This window comes from Marinobacter sp. MBR-105, assembly GCF_053628895.1.
Genome location: NZ_JBRJHG010000016.1, coordinates 57,116 through 77,090 on the forward strand (window position 1 = coordinate 57,116; position 19,975 = coordinate 77,090).

The following is a 19,975-nucleotide window of genomic DNA, read 5'->3' on the forward strand; positions in this document are numbered from 1 at the left end:
AGCGATTTCACACCTGAAACGGCGCCGGATCGCCCTTGCCCACCCGCGTAACTTCGGGCACATCACCGGTAAAGTTAACCACCGTGGTGGCTTCCATACCGCAGAAGCCGCCATCGATAATCAGATCGAGCTCATGCCCGAGGATCTCGCGGATGTCGTAAGGGTCGGTCAACGGTTCGGTTTCGCCCGGCAGAATCAGGGTGCTGCTCATAATCGGCTCACCCAGCTCACCCAGCAACTCCCGGACTATCTCATTGTCCGGAACCCGGATACCGATAGATCGACGCTTGGGATGCAACAAACGGCGAGGCACCTCGCTGGTCGCGTCCAGAATGAAAGTGTACGGGCCCGGGGTAAAATTCTTCAGCAACCGGTATTGGGTATTGTCCACCTTGGCATAAACCCCGATGTCTGACAGGTCACGACACACCAGGGTGAAGTTGTGCTTGTCGTCCAGGCGCCGAATCCGCTTGATACGGTCTGCCGCCTGCTTGTCACCAAGGTGACAGCCCAGGGCGTAACCTGAATCGGTGGGATAGACAATCACCCCACCCTTGCGCAAAATCTCCACCGCCTGCTTGATCAGACGCTTTTGCGGTGTTTCCGGGTGAATCTGAAAAAACTGGCTCATCCATTAGCTCCTTGTTGAAGCTTCTTGTCCATTGCTGCATCACCTTTCGACCCGCCCATACAGTTGGGCGAAACCGGAGACGCCTGACCACTGGCCGTCCACTCTTCCGGCGTATACAGATGCAATGCCAGAGCATGCACCGGCCCCGCCAGTTCATCCGCCAGAACCTTGTAAATTGCCTGGTGGCGCCGCACCTTCATCTGCCCTTCAAAATCCGCTGACACCAGCGTTACCTTGAAATGGGTTTCAGAGTTGGGTGGCACCGAATGCATATGGCTTTCGTTCTCCACAGAAATCACGCTGGCGTTAAAGCCCGCGACCAGCTTTTCCTCTATGCTTTCCTGTACTTTCATAAAACACCTACTTCGGACTTTAAGCATCAATGTCCCGACCTGCTGTGTAAACAGTCTACTACAGTACGCCGCGGAACCCCGAAGCCCTTGACACAAAAGCCTCAAAGCGACACATTCCCCTGCCAGCAACCAATCCCCAGATACCCATGCACCTGTACATCGCCGAAAAGCCAAGTCTGGCCAGGGCCATTGCCGCCGCACTGCCCGGCCCCCACGAGAAAGGCCAGGGCTGGATACGCTGCGGTAAAGGACCAGATGCTGCCACGGTAAGCTGGTGTATAGGCCACCTGCTGGAGCCCGCCGAGCCTGCGCGCTATAACCCGGCCTGGAAAAAATGGCGCATTGAAGACCTGCCCATGTTCCCGGAACCCTGGCAACTGGTGCCCAAGGACAGCGTGCGCCTGCAATTCAAAGTTCTTGAAGCCCTGGTTCGCAAGGCCGACCTGATTACCCACGCCGGCGATCCCGACCGTGAAGGCCAACTACTGGTCGACGAAGTCCTGCGCTATCTCGGCACCAAGGCACCGGTAAAACGGATACTGATCAACGACCTTACCCCCAAGGCGGTAGCCCGCGCCATACAGAACCCCCGAGACAACCGGGAGTTCCGCCCACTCTCCCATTCTGCGCTGGCGAGACAGCGGGCCGACTGGCTCTATGGCATCAATCTCACCCGGTTTTATACCCTCAGCTATCAAACCCGGGGCGAACAGGGCGTCTTCTCCGTGGGTCGGGTGCAAACTCCGGTGTTGGGGCTGGTGGTGGATCGAGACAACACCATCGAGCACTTCCAGCCCAAGCCCTGGTACCGGGTCGAAGCCACCTTCCAGGCCAGCGAGCCGGAGGCCGACCAGCGACCGTTCATTGCTCGCTGGTTACCCGGTGACGAATTTCAGGATCATCTGGATGAAGAAAACCGGCTGCTGGACAAGTCGGTAGCCGAGCAGATTGTCGCCGCCATCAGCGGTCGACCCGGCAGAATTGATGAAGCCCGGTTTCGCGATCGCCCGGAGCCGCCGCCGTTACCTCTGTCGTTGTCTGCACTCCAGATAGAGGCTGGACGACTATACCGGATGGGCGCGAAAGACGTGCTCGACACCGCCCAAAACCTGTACGAACGCCATCAACTGATTACCTACCCAAGGTCAGACAGCCGCTACCTGCCAGAGGAGCATTTCAGCCAACGGGAGGCGGTGATTCGTGCCATCGCCCGTGTCGCCCCGGATTTGTCCGGATTCTGCGAGAAAACCGGTACAGAACGCCGCTCTGCCGCCTGGAATGACCAAAAAGTGGATGCCCACCACGCAATCATTCCCACAGTGCGGCCCGCACCAAACGGCAAGCTGTCTTCGGCCGAACAGAAAATCTACGATCTGATCAGTCGATTCTATCTGATGCAGTTTGCACCTGACGCCGTGCATCGGGAAGGCCGGCTGACGGTCGCGATTCAGGACTATCGCTTTCGCGCCACCGAGACAGCCGTGATCGAGCCAGGCTGGAAAACGCTGGAAATCCGCAAGCGGGAACCCGGGCAGGAGCCTGAAAAAGCACCATTGCCCAGACTGGACAAAGATGAACCGGTGCTTTGCAGTGGGGCCCTGGCCAGCGAGCGCAAAACCCAGCCTCCGCAACACTTCACCGATGCCACGCTGCTATCGGCCATGACCAATATTGCCCGCTTTGTCGCCGACAACGAGCTGAGAAAAACACTGCGTGAAACCGATGGCCTTGGCACCGAAGCGACTCGTGCAGCCATTATCGATACGCTGTTCCGGCGCGATTACCTTTTCCGGGAAAAACGCTTCATCCGCGCCACCGACAAGGGGAAAACCTTGATCGCTGCGCTACCGGAATCCATTCGTACGCCGGATCGCACCGCTGTCTGGGAGGCCACTCTCGAAGGCGTTCGACGTGGCGAAGAGGACCCCAGAGTCTTTCTTGAGACCCTCAAGAATGAAATCCGCGGATTCATGGCGAAAGCGCCCGCTGCGGGTTTGGTGAATACAGAGACACCAGGCGCCGCCATCCACTGCCCGAAATGCCGGGCGCCGATGGTTGAACGGGAGGGCAAGTTCGGGGCATTTTTTGCCTGCACCCGATACCCCGCCTGCAAGGGAACCCGGCCCCTGGAGGAACATCAACCCGAGGACGGCACCAGCCAGAAACCGGTGCCCTGCCCGCACTGTTTCTCACCCCTGGTAAGGCGAAAAAGCAAAAAAGGCTGGTTCTGGGGCTGCAGCAATTTCCCCGGCTGCCGACAAACAGTTGATGATCACAACGGCCGGCCAGCGGTGGACTTACGGAATTCTACATAACGATACTGAACGGGAACTCATTTTTTGGGATAATCCTCGACACTGCAGGGTCTGACCAAGGGCTCTGCGCTACGGTATATAAACCAGGCAACACGATCGAGGGCCAGGCTTAATGCGCATTGCTCTGCTGGAAGACGAACACGAACAGGCGCAGCACATCCAGTCCATCCTTTCAGAGAAAGGACATCACTGTGACAGCTTTCCGACCGGCCAATCGTTTCTCGGTGCCGTTTTGCACCGCAGTTATGATCTGATCATTCTGGACTGGCAGATTCCGGACATGACCGGAATCGAGGTACTGGAGAACATCCGGGCACAGCTTAACTGGCCCGTACCCGCTATTTTCCTGACCCAGCGTGACAGTGAAACCGACATCGTTCGCGCCCTGGATGCCGGTGCCGACGACTATATCGCCAAACCGGCACGGGCGGCTGAGCTGGTCGCCCGCATCAATGCACTGGCCCGGCGCAGCAATCCGGAAATCGAAAAGGAGGTTCTGGTCTACGGGCCCTTCGAGATCAACACCAACCAACGCATAATTCTCCTGCACGGGGAGCCACTAACGCTCACCGACAAGGACTTCGACCTGACCCTGTTCCTGTTCCAGAACCAGGGCCGCCTGCTCACCCGCGAAATGCTGCTGGAGCGGGTGTGGGGATTGACCAGGGACATCAATACCCGCACGGTGGATACGCATATGAGCCGCCTTCGCAGAAGGCTCGGGCTCAACCCTGAAAACGGATTTCGCATCAAGACCATCTACCAGCGAGGCTATCGGCTCGAAGCCATCAAGCCCGGTGACGCAAACGAAATTCGGAACGATGACACTGCAAATGCCTGACGCTCTGAGCAAGCACCTGAAAACCCTGGCCTTCCTTGCACTGGCGTTCATGTTACCAGCGACCACTGTCGCGGAGCTGTCAATCGCACGGGGTTCTGCGGTATCCGGCAGCCAACAACGGGACAATGCCCCGGAGTGGGTTTATACCTTACGCCAGGGTGATACGGTTGCGAGCATAACCCAGACGCTGCTTTCCCAGCAGACCACACAGCAACGACTGCTGGAGCATAATGGCCTGGCCAGCAACGCCAAACTCGGCGCCGGGGATACCCTGCGCATTCCCGTAAACTGGCTGAAACGTCAGCCCGAACCGGCCCGGGTGATTGCGGTCACCGGCAACGTGCAACAGATCTCCGGAATGGATGGGCGAAAACTCCCTCTGTCCGAAGATTCGATTGTCCGGGTTGGCGACGAAATTCTCTCCGGTGCCGGATCGGCAACCATTGAACTGGCCGACGGCTCGGAACTCCGGATCTCCCCGAACTCCCGCCTCATGTTCAATCGCCTGACCCAGTTTGGCAAATCGGGCATGGTCGACACCCGGCTTCGCCTGCAACGGGGCGAGGTTCACACCCGTGTTCGCCCGGTCATTGAGGGCGGAGCCCGCTTCGAAATCGAAACACCATCCGCTGTCGCCGCGGTCCGGGGTACGGTATTTGCCATTCAAGCCACCACCAACGGCAGCAGCGTGCAGGTTACCGAAGGTGTGGTGGACTTCGGCCAGCCAGGCAACACCCGCCGCATTCCAGCCGGCTATGGCGCGAGTGTTTCCACCGCCAACGGAGGCGCCCTGAATATTCGGCAACTTCCGCCAGCGCCAACCATGAATCCCTTGCCATCGGTGCTTACTCAGCTTCCGGCCGAACTGTCCTGGCAGGCAGGCGGTTACCCGGCCTATCGGCTGGACATTTTCGACCAGGCATCAGGCACCTGGGTGCAGAGTCGTGATGTGGCTGGTACCCGTTTCGACATCGCCCAACTTGACAATGGCCGCTACGAAATCCAGCTCGCCGCGATTGATCAGCGCGGTATTGCCGGAATGCCCGGTACCGCGGAACTTGAGGTAGACCTTCAGGCAAAAAAGCCGGACCTCACCGCACCGGCTGATGGCGAGAGCGTGAACGACGACATGCCGGAATTCCGCTGGCAACTTAATGGCGCCAACGAAGTTGCCCGGGTGGAGATCGCCGAGGATGACAGCTTCCGGCAGTTGGTGACAACCAGCGAGTGGGCGCCGGAAAGCCAGGCGCTTCCGTCGCGCCCCCTGAGCCCCGGCCAGTATTACTGGCGCGTGGTTACGGAGGCGGGAGGCAGCTCTGTTGCCACCTCCGAACCGCGCAAGATCGTTGTTAACGGCACTCTGCCGCCAGTCCGGATTATCAGCGTGAACTATCTGGACAGCCAGGTTCGGGTGTTCTGGGAAAACATCGACACCGCCACGGATTACCGTCTGCAACTGGCTGAAGAGCCGGCGTTTCGCAATATCATCAAGGAAGCCGATATCGCCGATACCACTGCGGCCTTGCGCCTGATTCCCGGAAGAAGGTATTTTGTCCGCGTCAAAGCGCTTTCTGACGGCCCTCTTGCCAGTCGCTGGGGCCCGGGCAGGGAGCTGTATCTCGACTAACCTTCTACGACAAAAAGGCCGATGCGAAGGGACTGGTTACCGATAACAACAACACCGTGGTCCTTGGGCCTGCTACTCGTCACCACCCTGCTACTGATTCAGGCGACTGAGCTGCCGAGTCGAATCAATGACTGGATGTATGACAGGGCGATCACAACCTGGCCAGCGCCCATGGATGATTCGGTGGCCATCATTGCCATTGATGAGTTCAGCCTGGAACAGGTTGGCCGATGGCCCTGGGACCGAAGTCTGCATGCCTCGCTGATCGACACCTTGCGGCAAGCGGGCGCAGAAACCATTGTACTCGACATCCTGTTTCCGGAAGCCGGGCCGGGCGATGAGGAACTGGCTAGCGCCATGGCCCGCCATAGCAACGTTGTTCTGCCAGCCTATCTTACCGCTCCAACCCGGGAACGGCTGATCAGTGAACAACTCCCCACACCCAGCCTGGCAGGTGCCGCAGGGGCAATCGGGCATGCCCATATCGAGCTGGACACAGATGGCGTCGCCCGCGGGCTCTATCTGTACAACGGCCTTGCCGGCCGATTATGGCCGACCCTGTCACTCGCCGCTCACCTGCCAATATCGAATCAGATGCAGGCGCAATTGCCGAACTACATCAACGTCCGGGAGGATTATCGGCTGGTGCCCCTGGCAGGCGGGGCCGGCACCTTACCCACCTACTCCTACGCGAGCGTGCTGAGCCACCCGCCCTCACCGCAGGAGTTTGCCGGCAAAACCGTTCTGGTCGGCGCTACCGCTGCGGGGTTTGGCGACATACTGCCAACGCCGTTTTCCGGTCTGAGCCGACCAATGTCCGGGGTGGAATTCCATGCCAATGTCTATTCCGCGAGTAAGCAGAATATACTGATCGTGCCGGCGGAGCCCTGGGTAGCACCCGCACTGAACCTGCTCGTGCTGTTGTTGTTAGCTCTGCTTCTTCCTCGCCTGCGCCCTGCTGCCACCTTGCTGGCATGTGCAACCATTGCCGCAGGACTGGTAGCTGGTTATGTATTGCTGCTAATTGGGGCCCGGGTTCAGCTGTCCGTAGCCAACGCCCTGATTCTGCCGATGGCCGCGATGCCCATTGCCAGTGCACTCCGGCTTGCCATGACCAATCGCTTTCTCAACCGGCAACTGGACGAGATGACCAGAACGCCGCGGCTATCCCTCCCTGAACCTTCGAACCGGCATCCTCACCAACTACTGATGCACTTGCGTGCGCTGTTCCACCCACCCGGATGGCTGCTGGCAGCAGAGGATGACCTGTTGGAAGTACAGGAAATGACCCTTGCCCAGGCCCCACCCACCGAAACGCCAGGACGGTGGGAACACCAGCAGAACCAAAGCTGGATAACGCTGATTCGTGGCGGCACCAGCTACCTGCTCGGCCTGACACTGCCGAACGACCTCAGTCGGGAGGTCATCCAGCGCTATCTGAACCAGCTGGAGCTGGAGCCCCATGCAGACAGTGAACGCCAGAAGGGGCCCCGGGAAAACATTTCGGCCCGGATCGAGAAAGTGCGCATTGCCACCCAGAAGCTGGCAGAAATGCAGGCGTTTATTCGCCACAGCTTCGAGCACATGCCCGATGGCATCATCGTGACCGATGAATTAGGCGTTATACGGTTTACCAACCGTCACATTGAAGACTGGTTTTGCGAGCCTATGCCAAGCCTCAGCGGCATGCCCCTGGCCACCCTCCTTGATGGCCACGACCCCCGGGACTTGCCGCCCTGGTTCGAAACCATTTCAGAGGCGCTGACCCTGAGACAAAGCCGAACCGTAGACCTGACATTGAACGGTAAAGATTTTCTCATCCACCTGGCACCTTTTGCCCTGCAAAACAGTCGCCAGTTTGGCATTATTGCCAACATCTCAGACATCTCCGAACTCCGGGAGCAGCAACGGCAGCATCGTGAGGCGATCGACTTCATCTCACACGATGTTCGCTCACCTCTGGTCTCTCAGCTGGCCCTGATTGAACAACTGAAACGGGATCCCAGCCATATTGACGCCAACCAACTCGACCAGTTGGGGCGGCTGGCGCGGCGTAGCTATCATCTGGCCGAAGAGTTTGTGCAGCTGGCTCGCGCCGAGCAACTGACCGAAACCCGGTTCTACGAATGCGAATTTCTGGCGATTGTTGAGAACGCTCGGGACAGTGTGTGCGAGCAGGCCCAGGAAAAAGGCATTTCGATCGTGCTGAACGGTACCGAAGACCTCTGGCTGAAAGGCAACGCCGAACTTCTGGAACGGGCCGTCATCAACCTTTTGACCAACGCCGTGCAATATAGCCCCCCGGACTCTGCAGTCAGCGTTCACGTCTATCAGGCAGCGCATCTGGCCTGTCTGGCCATATCAGACGAGGGCTATGGCATTGATCCGGAGGAACTGCCTTTACTGTTCGACCGCTATCATCGACAGAAGCGCAGCGAGATAGCCGGAGCGCATGGCACCGGCCTGGGGCTTTCGTTCGTTAAAACGGTGGTGGAAAAACACCGAGGGGAGATCAACGTCGACTCACGGCCGAGCGAAGGCACCACTTTCACTCTGAAGCTACCAATCGCAGACCCGATGTTCTGAACCGGTATGCCTGCTCAGGACTGGATGGTCTTGCTGACCGTCTCAGAAGGCTCACTCAGAAGACCGGCAGTGTCCTGAACCTGGATGGTGAAATACCAGGTACCCGCATCAAGATTATCGACCACATAGGACATCTCTGCCTCACCACTGGCACCATCTACGGTGATCTCTCTGGACAGATCATTAGCATCCTGCCCGTAACGAATCACGTATCTGTCCAGCTCTCCCATTGCGATCGACTCACCGTTTACACGAGTCATAGGCGCAGACCAGCTCAATACAGCAGAGCGCTCTGCAACCGGCTGAGCACTGCCAACACTACTTCCGGTATTGGGTAGGCTGCCAGATTGAGTCGCGGATTCACTACCCCCGGAACCACCGCCGCCGCACCCCGCGAGCACCATCCCTACCAACAACGCGGCAATCCATGCCCTTGACATATAAATGACGCGTTTCACGGTTATTCACCACCATATTTCCGTCGATTTTGTGAAATTCTATAAAATCGACGCCGATGATGATGCGATAAATGTCATTTTTATAGATAAAAAATCGTCATTTTTCCGTCACCATAATGCAAGACGGAAATCGAAAGGAATTGAGGGGACACCGGCACATCGCAGAGAAGCGGAAACAAAAAAGGCAGACCAGTAAAACTGGCCTGCCTTGCAAGAATCAGGGCCAGAATAAAACACTGGCCCCGGAAACGAGAAAAGCCAGCAAAAGCTGGCTTTTCTGGATTGGTAGCGGGGGCTGGATTCGAACCAACGACCTTCGGGTTATGAGCCCGACGAGCTACCAGACTGCTCCATCCCGCATCAAACTTTTCATCAATCAGGTAGAGGCCCGATCAACGTGGCGCGAATACTATAGCTCTGGCCGCCAGCTGTCAAAGAGGATTTCGGTTATTACCTATCCCGCCCGGATCAGCGCTCCAGAATTGCCGTCACGCCCTGGCCGCCAGCGGCGCAGATTGAGATCAGGCCACGACCACTACCTTTCTGCTCCAGCAGCTTGGCCAGCGTGGCGACAATACGGCCTCCGGTCGCGGCAAACGGATGCCCCGTGGCCAGACTCGAACCCTTCACGTTCAGCTTGTCGCGATCAATGGTGCCCAATGGTTTTTCCAGCCCGAGGCGCTCCCTGCAGAATCCCGGATCTTCCCAGGCTTTCAGGGTAGATAAAACCTGTGCCGCAAATGCCTCGTGAATCTCATAGAAGTCGAAATCCTGAAGGGTCAGGCCGGCCCTTTCCAGCATCCGGGGTACGGCATAGGCTGGCGCCATCAGCAGGCCCTCTTTCTTGTCGACGAAATCCACAGCAGCCACTTCGGAGAAGGTCAGCCAGGCTTTGACATCCATGTTATGGGCCTTTGCCCACTCTTCGCTGGCCAACAGCACTGCCGACGCGCCATCGGTCAGCGCCGTGCTGTTGGCTGCAGTCATGGTGCCGTTTTCCCGATCAAAACAGGGCTTGAGGGTGGCCAGTTTTTCCAGCGTGGTGTCCGGACGCAGGATATTATCTTTATCGAGACCGGCCATGGGAGTCATCAGATCGTCGAAAAAGCCCTCCTCGTAGGCCTTTGCCAGCTTCTGATGACTCTCCCAGGCCAGGCGATCCTGATCTTCACGGGCGATACTCCATTCTTTGGCAGTCACCTGGCAGTGGTCCCCCATGGACATGCCTGTACGGGGCTCGCCGTTCTCCGGAATCTCCGGCACCAGATGGCTCGGCCGGAAACGGCCAAGAATTTTCAGGCGCTCCTTGGTGGTCTTGGCACGGTTGAGGTCCAGCAGGATTTCCCGGAGCCCTTCGCCCACCCCGATCGGCGCATCAGACGTGGTATCGGTGCCGCCGGCAATGCCGCACTCGATCTGCCCCAACGCGATTTTGTTCGCCACCAGAATCGCGGCTTCCAGGCCGGTTCCGCAGGCTTGCTGGATATCGTAGGCCGGTGTTTCAGGTGCCAGACCACAGCTGAGAACCGATTCACGAGTCAGGTTGAAGTCCCTGGAATGCTTGATCACGGCGCCCGCGACCACTTCGCCCATTTTCATGCCGTCCAGATTAAAGCGATCCACCAGCCCACGAAGCGCCGAAGTCAACAATTCCTGGTTACTGATCTTGCTGTAGGCAGTATTGGAGCGGGCAAACGGAATACGGTTACCGCCAATAACGGCAACCCGTCGAATGCCCTGGCTTGCCCCTTTCACGGGTGATGAGGTTTTCTTTGCCTGTGCCATCGCTGTGTTTCCTTGTGAGTCAGATGATTCTGTTTCGGTTCACCGATACTGTTGATGAGTCTAGCGCCTGACGGCAGTCTCTCATTGGCAACTCTGACAACGCACAACCTGCGTTCAGTCAATACAATAGCTGGAAGATTCCTTACCCTTTAGGCTAATTTGCAATCAACCAGATGCACAAGGAAGAAAACATGTCTGACCTCTACCTCAAACTCGTGAATACCCCGGTGGGAAAAACCGCCGCCCAGTCTCTTGGCTTGCCGTCACCGGCCCCGCTGAAACGCCTCAAGCGAGTGGATCAGCCTTTTATTGAGGGCGACGTCCTCATTGGAGCCGGCAATGGTGCCCGCGCCATCGCCACCCTTGGCAGCATTGTTGGCGCCAGCCCGGCCACCCTGCACCACGCCACCGGGCCGGAAACCCTGGCCGAATCGGCCAAGACAAGCAACAAGGCTCAGGCACTGGATATCACCGGCGAGGTCTCCGGCAAGTTCTCGGCACTGATTTTCGATGCGTCCGGCCTGCAGAAACCGGATGAATTGCGCGCCCTGTATGACTTTTTCCACCCCACTATCCGGAAACTGGCGACGAATGGCCGGGTTCTGGTGATTGGCCAGGACCCGCACACTTGCCGCAAGGCGCCCCAGGCCGCTGCACAACAGGCACTGGAAGGCTTCGTACGAGCCGTTGGCAAAGAGATCGGCAAAAAGGGCGCTACCGCGAACCTGGTCTGGATAGCACCCAATGCTGAAAACCAGCTGGATTCCTCGGTTCGGTTCTTCCTGTCGCCACGCTCAGCCTACGTCTCCGGGCAGGTGGTTCGCATCGGCAAAGCCGACGAAGCCAAAGCCACCAATCCGGTCGCACCATTGGCAGGCAAAGTGGCCCTGGTGACCGGCGCGTCCCGAGGCATTGGCGCCGCTATCGCTGCAACCCTCGCCAGAGATGGGGCAACCGTCATCGGGCTCGACATTCCGCCGGCACTCGAGGAATTGCAGAAAGTAACCGGCGCTCTGAAAGGCAAGGCGCTCGCCTGCGACATCACCGACGAAAAGGCGCCAAAGCTGATCGCAGACTTTATCGAAAAGGAAACCGGCGGTGTCGACTTCGTCATCCACAACGCCGGCATCACCAGAGACAAAACCCTAGGCAACATGCCCGAACATTTCTGGGATATGACCATTGCCGTCAACCTGACCGCAGAAGAGCTGATTGACGAGGAACTGGCTGAGCGCAAACTGATACGGGAAAACGGCCGCATCGTCTGCATTTCTTCGATCAGCGGCATCGCAGGCAATTTCGGCCAGACCAACTACTCCTGCGCCAAAAGCGGCGTGATCGGCTATGTCGAAGCCATGGCCCGTCATCTGAAGAACGGCATCACCATCAATGCCATTGCCCCGGGCTTTATTGAGACCCAGATGACCGCCGCCATGCCGTTTACCATCCGTGAGGCCGGTCGACGCATGAACAGCCTGTCTCAGGGAGGGCAACCGGTTGATGTGGCCGAGGCTATCGCCTGGTACTGCAACCCTGCGTCTGCGGGCGTGAACGGGAACGTGGTTCGGGTATGTGGCCAGTCCCTGATCGGCAAGTAATTCAGAAAAGACACTTCAGGAAGAGGCCGGTCAGGGTAACCCAGACCGGCTTTTTTGCGGCTCGCCAAACGAGCTTGACGTTTTCGAAGGGCATAAAAAAAGCAGACCAAATTGGTCTGCTTTTTAGAATCTGGTGGGTGGTGCAGGGATCGAACCTGCGACCCTCGCCTTGTAAGGGCGATGCTCTCCCAGCTGAGCTAACCACCCAGGGTAAGGTGGCGGAGCGGACGGGACTCGAACCCGCGACCCCCGGCGTGACAGGCCGGTATTCTAACCAACTGAACTACCGCTCCGCATCGATTCAGCTTTGCCGAATCTGAACTCTGTTTTGAAAGTGGTGGGTGGTGCAGGGATCGAACCTGCGACCCTCGCCTTGTAAGGGCGATGCTCTCCCAGCTGAGCTAACCACCCACTTTCGCTGCCTTACTTTACTTCAGGCTCAAAACAGTCACTTGCCGCGCTTAGCGCCTGCTGAGTCAGCGTTGCTGTCTCAACCAAGTGAGACGCGCATTTTAAGCATTTCGCTCACTGTGTCAAATGTTTTTCCGAAAAATACTGAACTTTTTTCCGAGACGCTCTCAGGCGAACATTTATTGATCAAAATCAGAACGTTGTACTGCTTTACCCTGTTCAGGGAAGGGCCGTATTTCCGCAGACTTCTGGCCTGCCTGCTGCCCCTTTCGCTTCAGAGCCAGCTCACTCACTCGCGCCCGGCGCTCGCCAGGCACCGCCTGACTGGCAAGCGCCTGGTTAAGGTCATCCAGGCGTTGCCGAGCCTCCCGCCAGGATTCCTCAAGCAACGGACCAACCTGTCCGGCCAGCCTGCCAATACGTAGCCGGAACGTATCTTTGAAGGACATTGTTTTATCTCTCTTCACTACACCAACCCCAGTGTAGACATAGCCTAGAAGATCCACCAGCCTCCCGATTCTGCCTCTTCCCTGCGCTCGCGCTCAAGTTCCAGTTGGGCATAGTCCTGCTCCAGCGCCTTCAGCTTGCGATCGGCTTCCAGCGGTACCGTTGGCCCACCCCCGAATGGCCAGAACCAGGAGGTCTCCTCATATTTACCCTGCTGCTGCAGGCGCTCAATCTCCAGCTCGCGCTCCTGCTCAAGAGCCAGCTTCCGCTTCTCGTAGTCGGTATCTTCGTTAACTTCGACAATCGACGTTGCGGCATGGTTCGGCGCCAGTAGATCGCTGTTCAGGAACAGGGTGGACACAATTTCGTCCGACTGCATGGCGTATTCACGGGTAACCAGCTGCAGCTCGCCGGAGGCCAGCGGGTGCTCCGGGTCCAGGTCCGGATGAGGACGCGAGGGCTCCTCCAGTTCGTTGTATCTCAGGTAGTAGATCTTGCCAGACTCCACCTTCAGAGTGGCATCCGCAATCAGGCTCAAACTGAAGGAGTTCAGGCCTTCAAGCCCAAGCAAAGGCCGACGCATGGCGATGTGCCGTTCACCGGGGCTCACTTCCAGCCAGGTAAAGCTGTTATTGCGGATGTTGAAATAGTGCTTGTCGTCAATATAGACGCTGGGAGACTCGATCTCATCCGCCGCCCATTGGGAGTGGGTACGGTAGAAATACAACAAGGCATTGCTCTGGTCCCACTGATCGGTGTCGATATGCACGAAATCATGGCCCGACACCGGATGCAGAAAGCCACCCACACTCTTGCCGATAGACTGATAAACGGTGCAGCCAGACAACACCAGAAAGCATGCCACAACGGCGGCACTTTTAACGAAAGGCACTCGGATTTTCATTGTTATGCACTCTTCATCCCTTATCGAGTAGGGACGATCATAACAACTGGCCACCACAAGAAATGAGAGCTACCGCAAGGGATGAATACAAACCGTTACATTCACCCCCGGCAACCGTTACTGCCCTGAGTTCGACGTCCTGAGCTGATTGACCTCCTCCGACAGGCGCACGAGGCGCGAGGTAAGTTGGGCACGGGAAGCATCGATGGATTCCACGGTCCGGGCCAGTTCTACCAGTCGATTCCGCAGCGCCTGAACATCACCGGCTCCTGCGAGGCCGTCCGTTCGACCCTCGACGGAGGACAGCCGGCCTTCAATACCATCGATACTCAGTTTCTGCTCCTGCTCAAACCGGCGGATACGGCTCTCTACCACCTGATCGATATCACCGATCTGCTGACTCAGCCTGGTCAGTTGCGACGTCGCCTCACTATTTGCCTGCTCCAGCGCAGCCACAGATGTCTCCAGCTTCTGGCTCAGTTGGGCGATATCTCCAGCAAACGTGGTACGAACCTGCTCGAGCGTGGTTTCCAGATCTGACACCGATTTGCCGGTCTCCGCCAGATTCTGATCCAGCACCGAGAGCCGCTGACCATGCTCCTCAAGCTGTTTCCGGTTGCGCTCATTGGCAACCACCCAGAGCTTGCGGATTTCACTGTTGGCGGTCTCAACCTTTTCCGCATTGGCCGCTATCTTTTCCTCCAGAGAGGCACCCCGCTCCTGCAAGGATTCCCCGGTTTCGGAAAGCTCGCCCTCAAAACGGGCCAGTGCCAGCTTACTTTGCCGCGCCCAGTAATCCGCCTCTTCCAGTTGACTCTCCAGCGCCGCGATGCGCTGACTCTGGCTATACCACCCTGCGCCAGCAGCCACCGCAAGCCCGAAAATCGCTCCCCAGACAAGAACTCGTCCACCACGACCACCGCCTCCGCCAGAGCCCGCAACTGCACCTGGCGGCCTGGCTTTGGGAGCCCCACGCCCGGCCTCACGCTCTTTACCGGCACGAGGGGTTCGCGCTTCCCCGGCGCCGATCGGGGGTTCTGCTCTCAGCTCATCTTCGTCCGGGCGGATGGGTTCCATTACAGCTCCTGGAAATGGATGGTTTAATTGTATAACCGACGATAATACCTGCAGTTACGGACAGGTTAAAATGAAGGCTTTTAAAGAAAGCGCTCCGGCACCCGGACGCCCGGGCTTGCCGTGTTGCACGGCAACTGGCCAGAACATACAATGGCCGGCTTTCCAATTATCACAGGACTGTTGCTTATGCAGCCGCTTGTTGGACTCATCATGGGCTCCAAATCTGACTGGCCCACCATGGAACACGCTGCCGATATGCTCGACAAACTCGGCGTGCCCTACGAAACCCGGGTTGTCTCCGCCCATCGCACACCGGATCTGCTTTTTGATTACGCCAAGACCGCGGCCGATCGCGGACTGAAGGTCATCATCGGTGGCGCCGGCGGCGCGGCGCACCTGCCGGGCATGGTTGCCTCACAAACGTCTTTGCCGGTGCTGGGCGTGCCCGTACAATCAAAAGCACTGAATGGCCTGGATTCGCTGCTTTCCATCGTGCAGATGCCAGGCGGCATTGCTGTTGGCACATTGGCGATTGGCAAGGCTGGCGCCACCAACGCAGGCCTGCTGGCAGCACAGATCGTTGGCACGTTCGACGACAAGGTTCGCCGGGCGGTGGAAGACTTCAGGAAAAACCAGACCCAGACGATTCTTGATACCCCTGATCCCAGGGATCAGTAGCACCAAGCCAAAGCCAGGTGAGCGGGCCGGGGAAGACTTTCCAAAACTGTTGAGGGCCAAGGACGGCCCGAAACAAGCGCACAGGGATGTGCCCGTAGCGTGTTTTGGAAAGTCTTCCCCGGCCCGCTCAGGCACCGAAGCAGCTTTCTTTTTATCAGGAGAACCAGATGAGAATCGGTGTACTAGGAGCCGGCCAACTCGGGCGCATGCTGGCCCTTGCCGGATACCCCCTCGCAAAGGAATTTGTGTTCTACGACATGTCCGGCAGCCCCAGCGCTGGTCTGGGGGAAGTCATTGTGGATCGCGACGGCAGCTACCTGGACGACTTCCTCTCCCGCGTCGACCGCGTAACCTACGAATTCGAGCACCTGCCTGTTGAAGTGGCGGAGAAGCTGGCCCAAAACAAGCCGGTTCACCCCTGCCCCCGGGCGCTTCAGGTTTGCCAGAACCGGGAGGCAGAGAAAACCCTGTTCGGCCAGCTTGGCATTCCAACGCCGGAATGGAAAATCGCTGATAGCGCCGCTTCCCTGAAAGCCGCTGCCGAGGCACTTGGCTGCCCGGTGGTAGCCAAATCCATCACTGAGGGCTACGACGGCAAAGGCCAGGCCGTCCTGAGAGATCCGGAACAGGCAGAAGAAGCCTGGACCGCCATCGGCCACCCCAGGGTAATCGTGGAGAAGTTCGTTAACTTCAAACGCGAAGTGTCCATCATCGCTGTTCGCGGTGAGGATGGCGATGTGGCCTTTTACCCCATTGCCGAGAACACCCACCACGAGGGCATTCTGCGCTACTCCATTGCCCCGGCACCCGGACTGCAACCCCACATCCAGCAAGATGCTGAAAAGTACATCAAGGCACTATTGAACGAATTGAACTATGTGGGCGTACTGACTCTGGAACTGTTTGAGACCGAGGACGGCCTGGTAGCAAACGAGATGGCTCCACGGGTCCACAATTCCGGGCACTGGACCATTGAGGGTTCCATGACCAGCCAGTTCGAGAATCACATTCGCGCGGTCAGCGGACACGCTCTGGGCAATGTTCAGGCACGCGGCCTGAGCTGCATGATTAATATCATCGGCGAGCACGGCGACATTGAACGGATACTGGAACTGCCCTACGCTCACCTTCACCTCTACAATAAAGGGGAGCGCCCCGGCCGCAAGCTAGGGCACGTGAACATTCTGGCAGACAGTTATGAAGAGCTGGTCTGGCGGGTCCGGAACTGCGCACAGTTTCTGCCCGGCAGCCCCGAGTTTAAAAGCTCTCTCACAACAAGGGGTTGATTTAACTCAAACCGCCCTTATATTGCGAGAGTGTCAACTCACATAAACAGAGAGAACCAGGGAGAACGACCTCATGGCATTTGAACTTCCCGCACTGCCTTACGAAAAAAACGCACTGGAACCGCATATCTCTCAGGAAACCCTGGAGTACCATTACGGCAAGCATCACAACACCTATGTAACCAAGCTGAACGGCCTGGTTGAAGGTACTGAGAATGCCAACAAGTCTCTGGAAGACATCATCAAGAGCGCCAGTGGCCCGCTGTTCAACAACGCAGCCCAGGTATGGAACCACACCTTCTACTGGCACTGCCTGAGCCCGAACGGTGGTGGTGAGCCCACCGGCGCCGCCAAAGAAGCCATCGAGAAGGCCTTTGGCTCCTTCGAAGACTTCAAGAAAGAATTCAACGACAAGGCCGCCAACAACTTTGGTTCCGGCTGGACCTGGCTGGTGAAAAAAGCTGACGGCAGTGTTGCCATCGCCAACACCAGCAACGCCGAAACCCCACTGACCGGCGCCGACAAGCCGGTTCTGACCGTTGATGTCTGGGAGCACGCCTACTACATCGACTACCGGAACAGCCGTCCGAATTACCTGGAAGCGTTCTGGAACCTGGTCAACTGGGATTTCGTGAACGAAAACCTGGCCTGATCCAGCCGGAACAACGGTAGGCAGCAACAGCCTGACCGTTGACCAAACGCCCGCACGGGAACCCCTGCGGGCGTTTCTGTATCTGAATGCGACGAAACCGAAACAAATCGACACACGCATCCACAAGAAACTCTGAAAAAATCGTCCATACTCCATGAAGTTGAAAGGAATCTGAACCATACTGTCATGTGCCGCGTGATAGATCCTGTCGCAGAGTCCGACAGAACCAATCAGACAGATGAGCCAAGAACAGCGGATGCAAAAAACCTTTGAAGTAGAGAACCACCTCGGATACCGCATTCTCCGATGGGTACTGCTCGTCGCGTTGCTGAGCGGTATTCTGATGAGCGCGGTACAGGTGGTGCTGGATGCAAAGAGGGTATCCGCTGAACTGGAGCGTGATGCGGCCCAGACCCTGGCCATGGTGGAAGACTCCGCCACCCAGGCCGTTTTCAGCATTGATGACACGCTCGCGCAACAGGTGGTGGATGGACTGTTCGCCCTGGAACCCATTCACATGGCCAAAATCACCCATCCCGATGGTGATGAACTGGGTGATCGGCTACGGCCTCTGCAAGACTCCCCGTTTCGCCCTTTAACTGATCCGATATTCGGCCAGGTTCGCGAATACCGCGAAAGTCTCACGCGAGGCAGCAATCCGGATCTTGTCTACGGCTATCTTGAGGTTCACTACGACACCGCCCCCTATGCTCGAACCTGGCTCGGCCGAGCACTGGTGACGTTTGCCTCAGGCATCGCCCTGGCACTTATTCTTGGCATCGTACTGTTCGTGGTGTTCCATCTGCTGCTGACCCGCCCGCTGCTGCGCATTGTGCAGTCGGTCAAAAAGGTAGACCCGGCACACCCGGACGATCGTCTGGTGTCAATTCCGGAAGGACACCGGGCCGATGAGCTTGGCCTTTGGGTTAACGCCACCAATAATCTGCTTGTGGCTATCGGCGACACCCAGAAAAAGCATCGTGAAGCAGAAGACCGGGTCACCCGCCTTGCCCGCTACGACACACTGACCGGCCTGCCCAGCCGGGATGCCTTTATGGAAGATCTGCAGGGCGCTATCGAACGGGCCAGAGAAGGACACAGCTCGATCGCGCTCATGGTCTGTGGCATTGATGACTTCAAATCCGTCAACGAACAGTGCGGTTTCCGCACCGGCGATACCATCCTGCAAACCGTCGCCGGTCGCCTGACCGCCAATCTTTCCTCCGACAGATTCAATGTCGCCCGGCTGGGCAGTGACCAGTTTGTCATCGTTGAAAAACATCTGCGCGATGGCTTCCAGGCAGCAGAAACCGCCGAGAAGGTCCTGGCCACCATCGGGTCGCCGATCAATTCCGGTAACCACCGGATTTCCATGACCGCCACGCTGGGGATTTCCCTGTTCCCGTCAGATGCCGACCAGGCAGACCGCCTGCTCCAGAGTGCCGAGCAAACCATGGCTCTGGCGAAACAAACCGGACACAACCACTTCCAGTTCTATGTAGCCAGCATCGACCAGGAAATCCGCGAACGCAAACAGATGGAAAAGGACCTGGCCCAGGCCCTCGCAAACCACGAGTTCCACCTGGTCTACCAGCCACAGATCAATCTGGAGACCCGGCGCGTTATTGGCGCAGAAGCACTGCTGCGGTGGGAACACCCTGAACACGGCATGATTCCCCCGGACCACTTCATTCCGGTGGCCGAAGCGAACGGTTCCATCGTCGAAATTGGCCAATGGGTACTGGATCAGGCTTGCTGGCAGGCCGCTCGCTGGGCATCCGAAGGTACGCACCTCAGAATCGCCGTGAACCTTTCCGCCGTTCAGCTACGCCAGGAATCCATTGTTGACGATATTCTCAACACCCTGAAACGTCATAATATTCCGGCGGGACGCCTGGAACTGGAAGTGACCGAAACCAGCTTCATGACCAACCTCACCGATGCGGTCGCCAAGCTGCATCGACTGCATCGGGCCGGCATCAGTATTGCGGTTGATGATTTCGGCACGGGCTATTCATCGCTGACCTATCTGAAGCAGATGCCGGTACAGCATCTGAAGATCGACAAGCAGTTCATTCGGGACCTGCTGATCAACGAGGAAGATACCCGAATTGCCAACACCATCATCGACCTTGGCAAGAGCCTGAATCTGACCGTCGTCGCAGAAGGTGTGGAAACAGCAGAGCAGGAGTATTACCTCAGCCAGCGTGGCTGTGCGCTTGCTCAGGGGTATTTCTTCTCCAAGCCCCTGTTACCCAGAGATTTTGAGAATTTCGTACAGACTTTCCACGCCCGGATCGTGGAAAATAACGCCTGAACCTTTAGC

General features: G+C 57.6%; 16 protein-coding genes and 4 tRNA genes. 9 read left to right on the forward strand and 11 right to left on the reverse strand.

Annotated features, from left to right (window positions below):
* Window positions 1-7: 7 nt before the first annotated feature.
* Window positions 8-631: an L-threonylcarbamoyladenylate synthase gene (locus ACSSVV_RS16925; RefSeq protein ID WP_286895813.1), complete on the reverse strand. Its 624-nt coding sequence runs from the start codon at window positions 629-631 to the stop codon at window positions 8-10.
* Window positions 628-984 carry a BolA family protein gene (locus ACSSVV_RS16930; protein ID WP_014421985.1) on the reverse strand — a complete coding sequence of 119 codons (357 nt, stop codon included), beginning with the start codon at window positions 982-984 and terminating at the stop codon, window positions 628-630. Before ACSSVV_RS16930 ends, ACSSVV_RS16925 begins: the two co-directional genes overlap by 4 nt.
* A 146-nt stretch (window positions 985-1,130) precedes the next feature.
* Between ACSSVV_RS16930 and ACSSVV_RS16935 the strand changes: the two genes are divergently transcribed.
* The 4 genes from ACSSVV_RS16935 to ACSSVV_RS16950 all read left to right on the forward strand — a co-directional run bounded on the left by ACSSVV_RS16935 (window position 1,131) and on the right by ACSSVV_RS16950 (window position 8,353).
* A complete protein-coding gene (locus ACSSVV_RS16935) occupies window positions 1,131-3,299 on the forward strand; it encodes a DNA topoisomerase III (RefSeq protein WP_454106614.1) in 2,169 nt (722 codons plus the stop codon).
* Window positions 3,300-3,411: 112 nt separating this feature from the next.
* Entirely contained in the window at window positions 3,412-4,140 is a 729-nt protein-coding gene (locus tag ACSSVV_RS16940) for a response regulator transcription factor (RefSeq protein ID WP_369611821.1), read from the forward strand.
* Window positions 4,133-5,767: a FecR domain-containing protein gene (locus tag ACSSVV_RS16945; protein WP_454106615.1), complete on the forward strand. Its 1,635-nt coding sequence runs from the start codon at window positions 4,133-4,135 to the stop codon at window positions 5,765-5,767. The genes ACSSVV_RS16940 and ACSSVV_RS16945 overlap by 8 nt, the downstream gene beginning before the upstream one ends.
* 21 nt (window positions 5,768-5,788) lie before the next feature.
* Window positions 5,789-8,353, forward strand: coding sequence for a CHASE2 domain-containing protein (locus tag ACSSVV_RS16950; protein ID WP_454106616.1), 2,565 nt, complete (start codon window positions 5,789-5,791; stop codon window positions 8,351-8,353).
* Window positions 8,354-8,367: 14 nt separating this feature from the next.
* Here ACSSVV_RS16950 and ACSSVV_RS16955 read toward each other — a convergent pair whose 3' ends face one another.
* From ACSSVV_RS16955 to ACSSVV_RS16965, 3 genes are all read right to left on the reverse strand, one after another.
* Window positions 8,368-8,811, reverse strand: coding sequence for a fibronectin type III domain-containing protein (locus ACSSVV_RS16955; protein WP_454106617.1), 444 nt, complete (start codon window positions 8,809-8,811; stop codon window positions 8,368-8,370).
* A gap of 283 nt (window positions 8,812-9,094) precedes the next feature.
* Window positions 9,095-9,171 (reverse strand) — tRNA-Met (locus tag ACSSVV_RS16960).
* Between the two features lie 108 nt (window positions 9,172-9,279).
* Window positions 9,280-10,596: an acetyl-CoA C-acetyltransferase gene (locus tag ACSSVV_RS16965; protein WP_023009846.1), complete on the reverse strand. Its 1,317-nt coding sequence runs from the start codon at window positions 10,594-10,596 to the stop codon at window positions 9,280-9,282.
* Between the two features lie 191 nt (window positions 10,597-10,787).
* On the opposite strand from ACSSVV_RS16965, the gene ACSSVV_RS16970 reads away from it, so the two are divergent.
* Entirely contained in the window at window positions 10,788-12,194 is a 1,407-nt protein-coding gene (locus ACSSVV_RS16970) for a 3-oxoacyl-ACP reductase (protein WP_022991640.1), read from the forward strand.
* 131 nt (window positions 12,195-12,325) lie between these two features.
* On the opposite strand, the gene ACSSVV_RS16975 is transcribed toward ACSSVV_RS16970, so the two are convergent.
* The 6 genes from ACSSVV_RS16975 to ACSSVV_RS17000 all read right to left on the reverse strand — a co-directional run bounded on the left by ACSSVV_RS16975 (window position 12,326) and on the right by ACSSVV_RS17000 (window position 15,033).
* Window positions 12,326-12,401, reverse strand: a tRNA-Val gene (locus tag ACSSVV_RS16975).
* 9 nt (window positions 12,402-12,410) lie between these two features.
* Window positions 12,411-12,487 (reverse strand) — tRNA-Asp (locus ACSSVV_RS16980).
* Between the two features lie 42 nt (window positions 12,488-12,529).
* Window positions 12,530-12,605, reverse strand: a tRNA-Val gene (locus tag ACSSVV_RS16985).
* A 179-nt stretch (window positions 12,606-12,784) separates the two neighbouring features.
* Window positions 12,785-13,054, reverse strand: coding sequence for a hypothetical protein (locus ACSSVV_RS16990; protein ID WP_454106618.1), 270 nt, complete (start codon window positions 13,052-13,054; stop codon window positions 12,785-12,787).
* 44 nt (window positions 13,055-13,098) lie between these two features.
* Window positions 13,099-13,956 (reverse strand): DUF2846 domain-containing protein, encoded by an 858-nt coding sequence (locus ACSSVV_RS16995; protein WP_454106619.1) that lies wholly within the window; start codon window positions 13,954-13,956, stop codon window positions 13,099-13,101.
* 117 nt (window positions 13,957-14,073) lie between these two features.
* Window positions 14,074-15,033 (reverse strand): hypothetical protein, encoded by a 960-nt coding sequence (locus ACSSVV_RS17000; RefSeq protein WP_454106620.1) that lies wholly within the window; start codon window positions 15,031-15,033, stop codon window positions 14,074-14,076.
* 186 nt (window positions 15,034-15,219) lie between these two features.
* On the opposite strand from ACSSVV_RS17000, the gene purE reads away from it, so the two are divergent.
* The 4 genes from purE (at window position 15,220) to ACSSVV_RS17020 (ending at window position 19,966) form a co-directional block, all read left to right on the forward strand.
* Window positions 15,220-15,711 carry a 5-(carboxyamino)imidazole ribonucleotide mutase gene (gene purE, locus ACSSVV_RS17005; RefSeq protein ID WP_454106621.1) on the forward strand — a complete coding sequence of 164 codons (492 nt, stop codon included), beginning with the start codon at window positions 15,220-15,222 and terminating at the stop codon, window positions 15,709-15,711.
* A 167-nt stretch (window positions 15,712-15,878) separates the two neighbouring features.
* Entirely contained in the window at window positions 15,879-16,997 is a 1,119-nt protein-coding gene (locus ACSSVV_RS17010) for a 5-(carboxyamino)imidazole ribonucleotide synthase (RefSeq protein ID WP_454106622.1), read from the forward strand.
* A gap of 73 nt (window positions 16,998-17,070) precedes the next feature.
* A complete protein-coding gene (gene sodB / locus ACSSVV_RS17015; RefSeq protein WP_011785497.1) occupies window positions 17,071-17,649 on the forward strand; it encodes a superoxide dismutase [Fe] in 579 nt (192 codons plus the stop codon).
* A 256-nt stretch (window positions 17,650-17,905) separates the two neighbouring features.
* A complete protein-coding gene (locus tag ACSSVV_RS17020; protein WP_454106623.1) occupies window positions 17,906-19,966 on the forward strand; it encodes a putative bifunctional diguanylate cyclase/phosphodiesterase in 2,061 nt (686 codons plus the stop codon).
* Window positions 19,967-19,975: the final 9 nt, after the last annotated feature.

Bases quoted from the DNA above. Each gene is read 5' to 3' on its own strand.
- ACSSVV_RS16925 (WP_286895813.1), bottom strand. From the start codon at position 631: ATGAGCCAGTTTTTTCAGATTCACCCGGAAACACCGCAAAAGCGTCTG.
- ACSSVV_RS16930 (WP_014421985.1), bottom strand. From the start codon at position 984: ATGAAAGTACAGGAAAGCATAGAGGAAAAGCTGGTCGCGGGCTTTAAC.
- ACSSVV_RS16935 (WP_454106614.1), top strand. From the start codon at position 1,131: ATGCACCTGTACATCGCCGAAAAGCCAAGTCTGGCCAGGGCCATTGCC.
- ACSSVV_RS16940 (WP_369611821.1), top strand. From the start codon at position 3,412: ATGCGCATTGCTCTGCTGGAAGACGAACACGAACAGGCGCAGCACATC.
- ACSSVV_RS16945 (WP_454106615.1), top strand. From the start codon at position 4,133: ATGCCTGACGCTCTGAGCAAGCACCTGAAAACCCTGGCCTTCCTTGCA.
- ACSSVV_RS16950 (WP_454106616.1), top strand. From the start codon at position 5,789: ATGCGAAGGGACTGGTTACCGATAACAACAACACCGTGGTCCTTGGGC.
- ACSSVV_RS16965 (WP_023009846.1), bottom strand. From the start codon at position 10,596: ATGGCACAGGCAAAGAAAACCTCATCACCCGTGAAAGGGGCAAGCCAG.
- ACSSVV_RS16970 (WP_022991640.1), top strand. From the start codon at position 10,788: ATGTCTGACCTCTACCTCAAACTCGTGAATACCCCGGTGGGAAAAACC.
- ACSSVV_RS16990 (WP_454106618.1), bottom strand. From the start codon at position 13,054: ATGTCCTTCAAAGATACGTTCCGGCTACGTATTGGCAGGCTGGCCGGA.
- ACSSVV_RS16995 (WP_454106619.1), bottom strand. From the start codon at position 13,956: ATGAAAATCCGAGTGCCTTTCGTTAAAAGTGCCGCCGTTGTGGCATGC.
- ACSSVV_RS17000 (WP_454106620.1), bottom strand. From the start codon at position 15,033: ATGGAACCCATCCGCCCGGACGAAGATGAGCTGAGAGCAGAACCCCCG.
- purE (WP_454106621.1), top strand. From the start codon at position 15,220: ATGCAGCCGCTTGTTGGACTCATCATGGGCTCCAAATCTGACTGGCCC.
- ACSSVV_RS17010 (WP_454106622.1), top strand. From the start codon at position 15,879: ATGAGAATCGGTGTACTAGGAGCCGGCCAACTCGGGCGCATGCTGGCC.
- sodB (WP_011785497.1), top strand. From the start codon at position 17,071: ATGGCATTTGAACTTCCCGCACTGCCTTACGAAAAAAACGCACTGGAA.
- ACSSVV_RS17020 (WP_454106623.1), top strand. From the start codon at position 17,906: ATGCAAAAAACCTTTGAAGTAGAGAACCACCTCGGATACCGCATTCTC.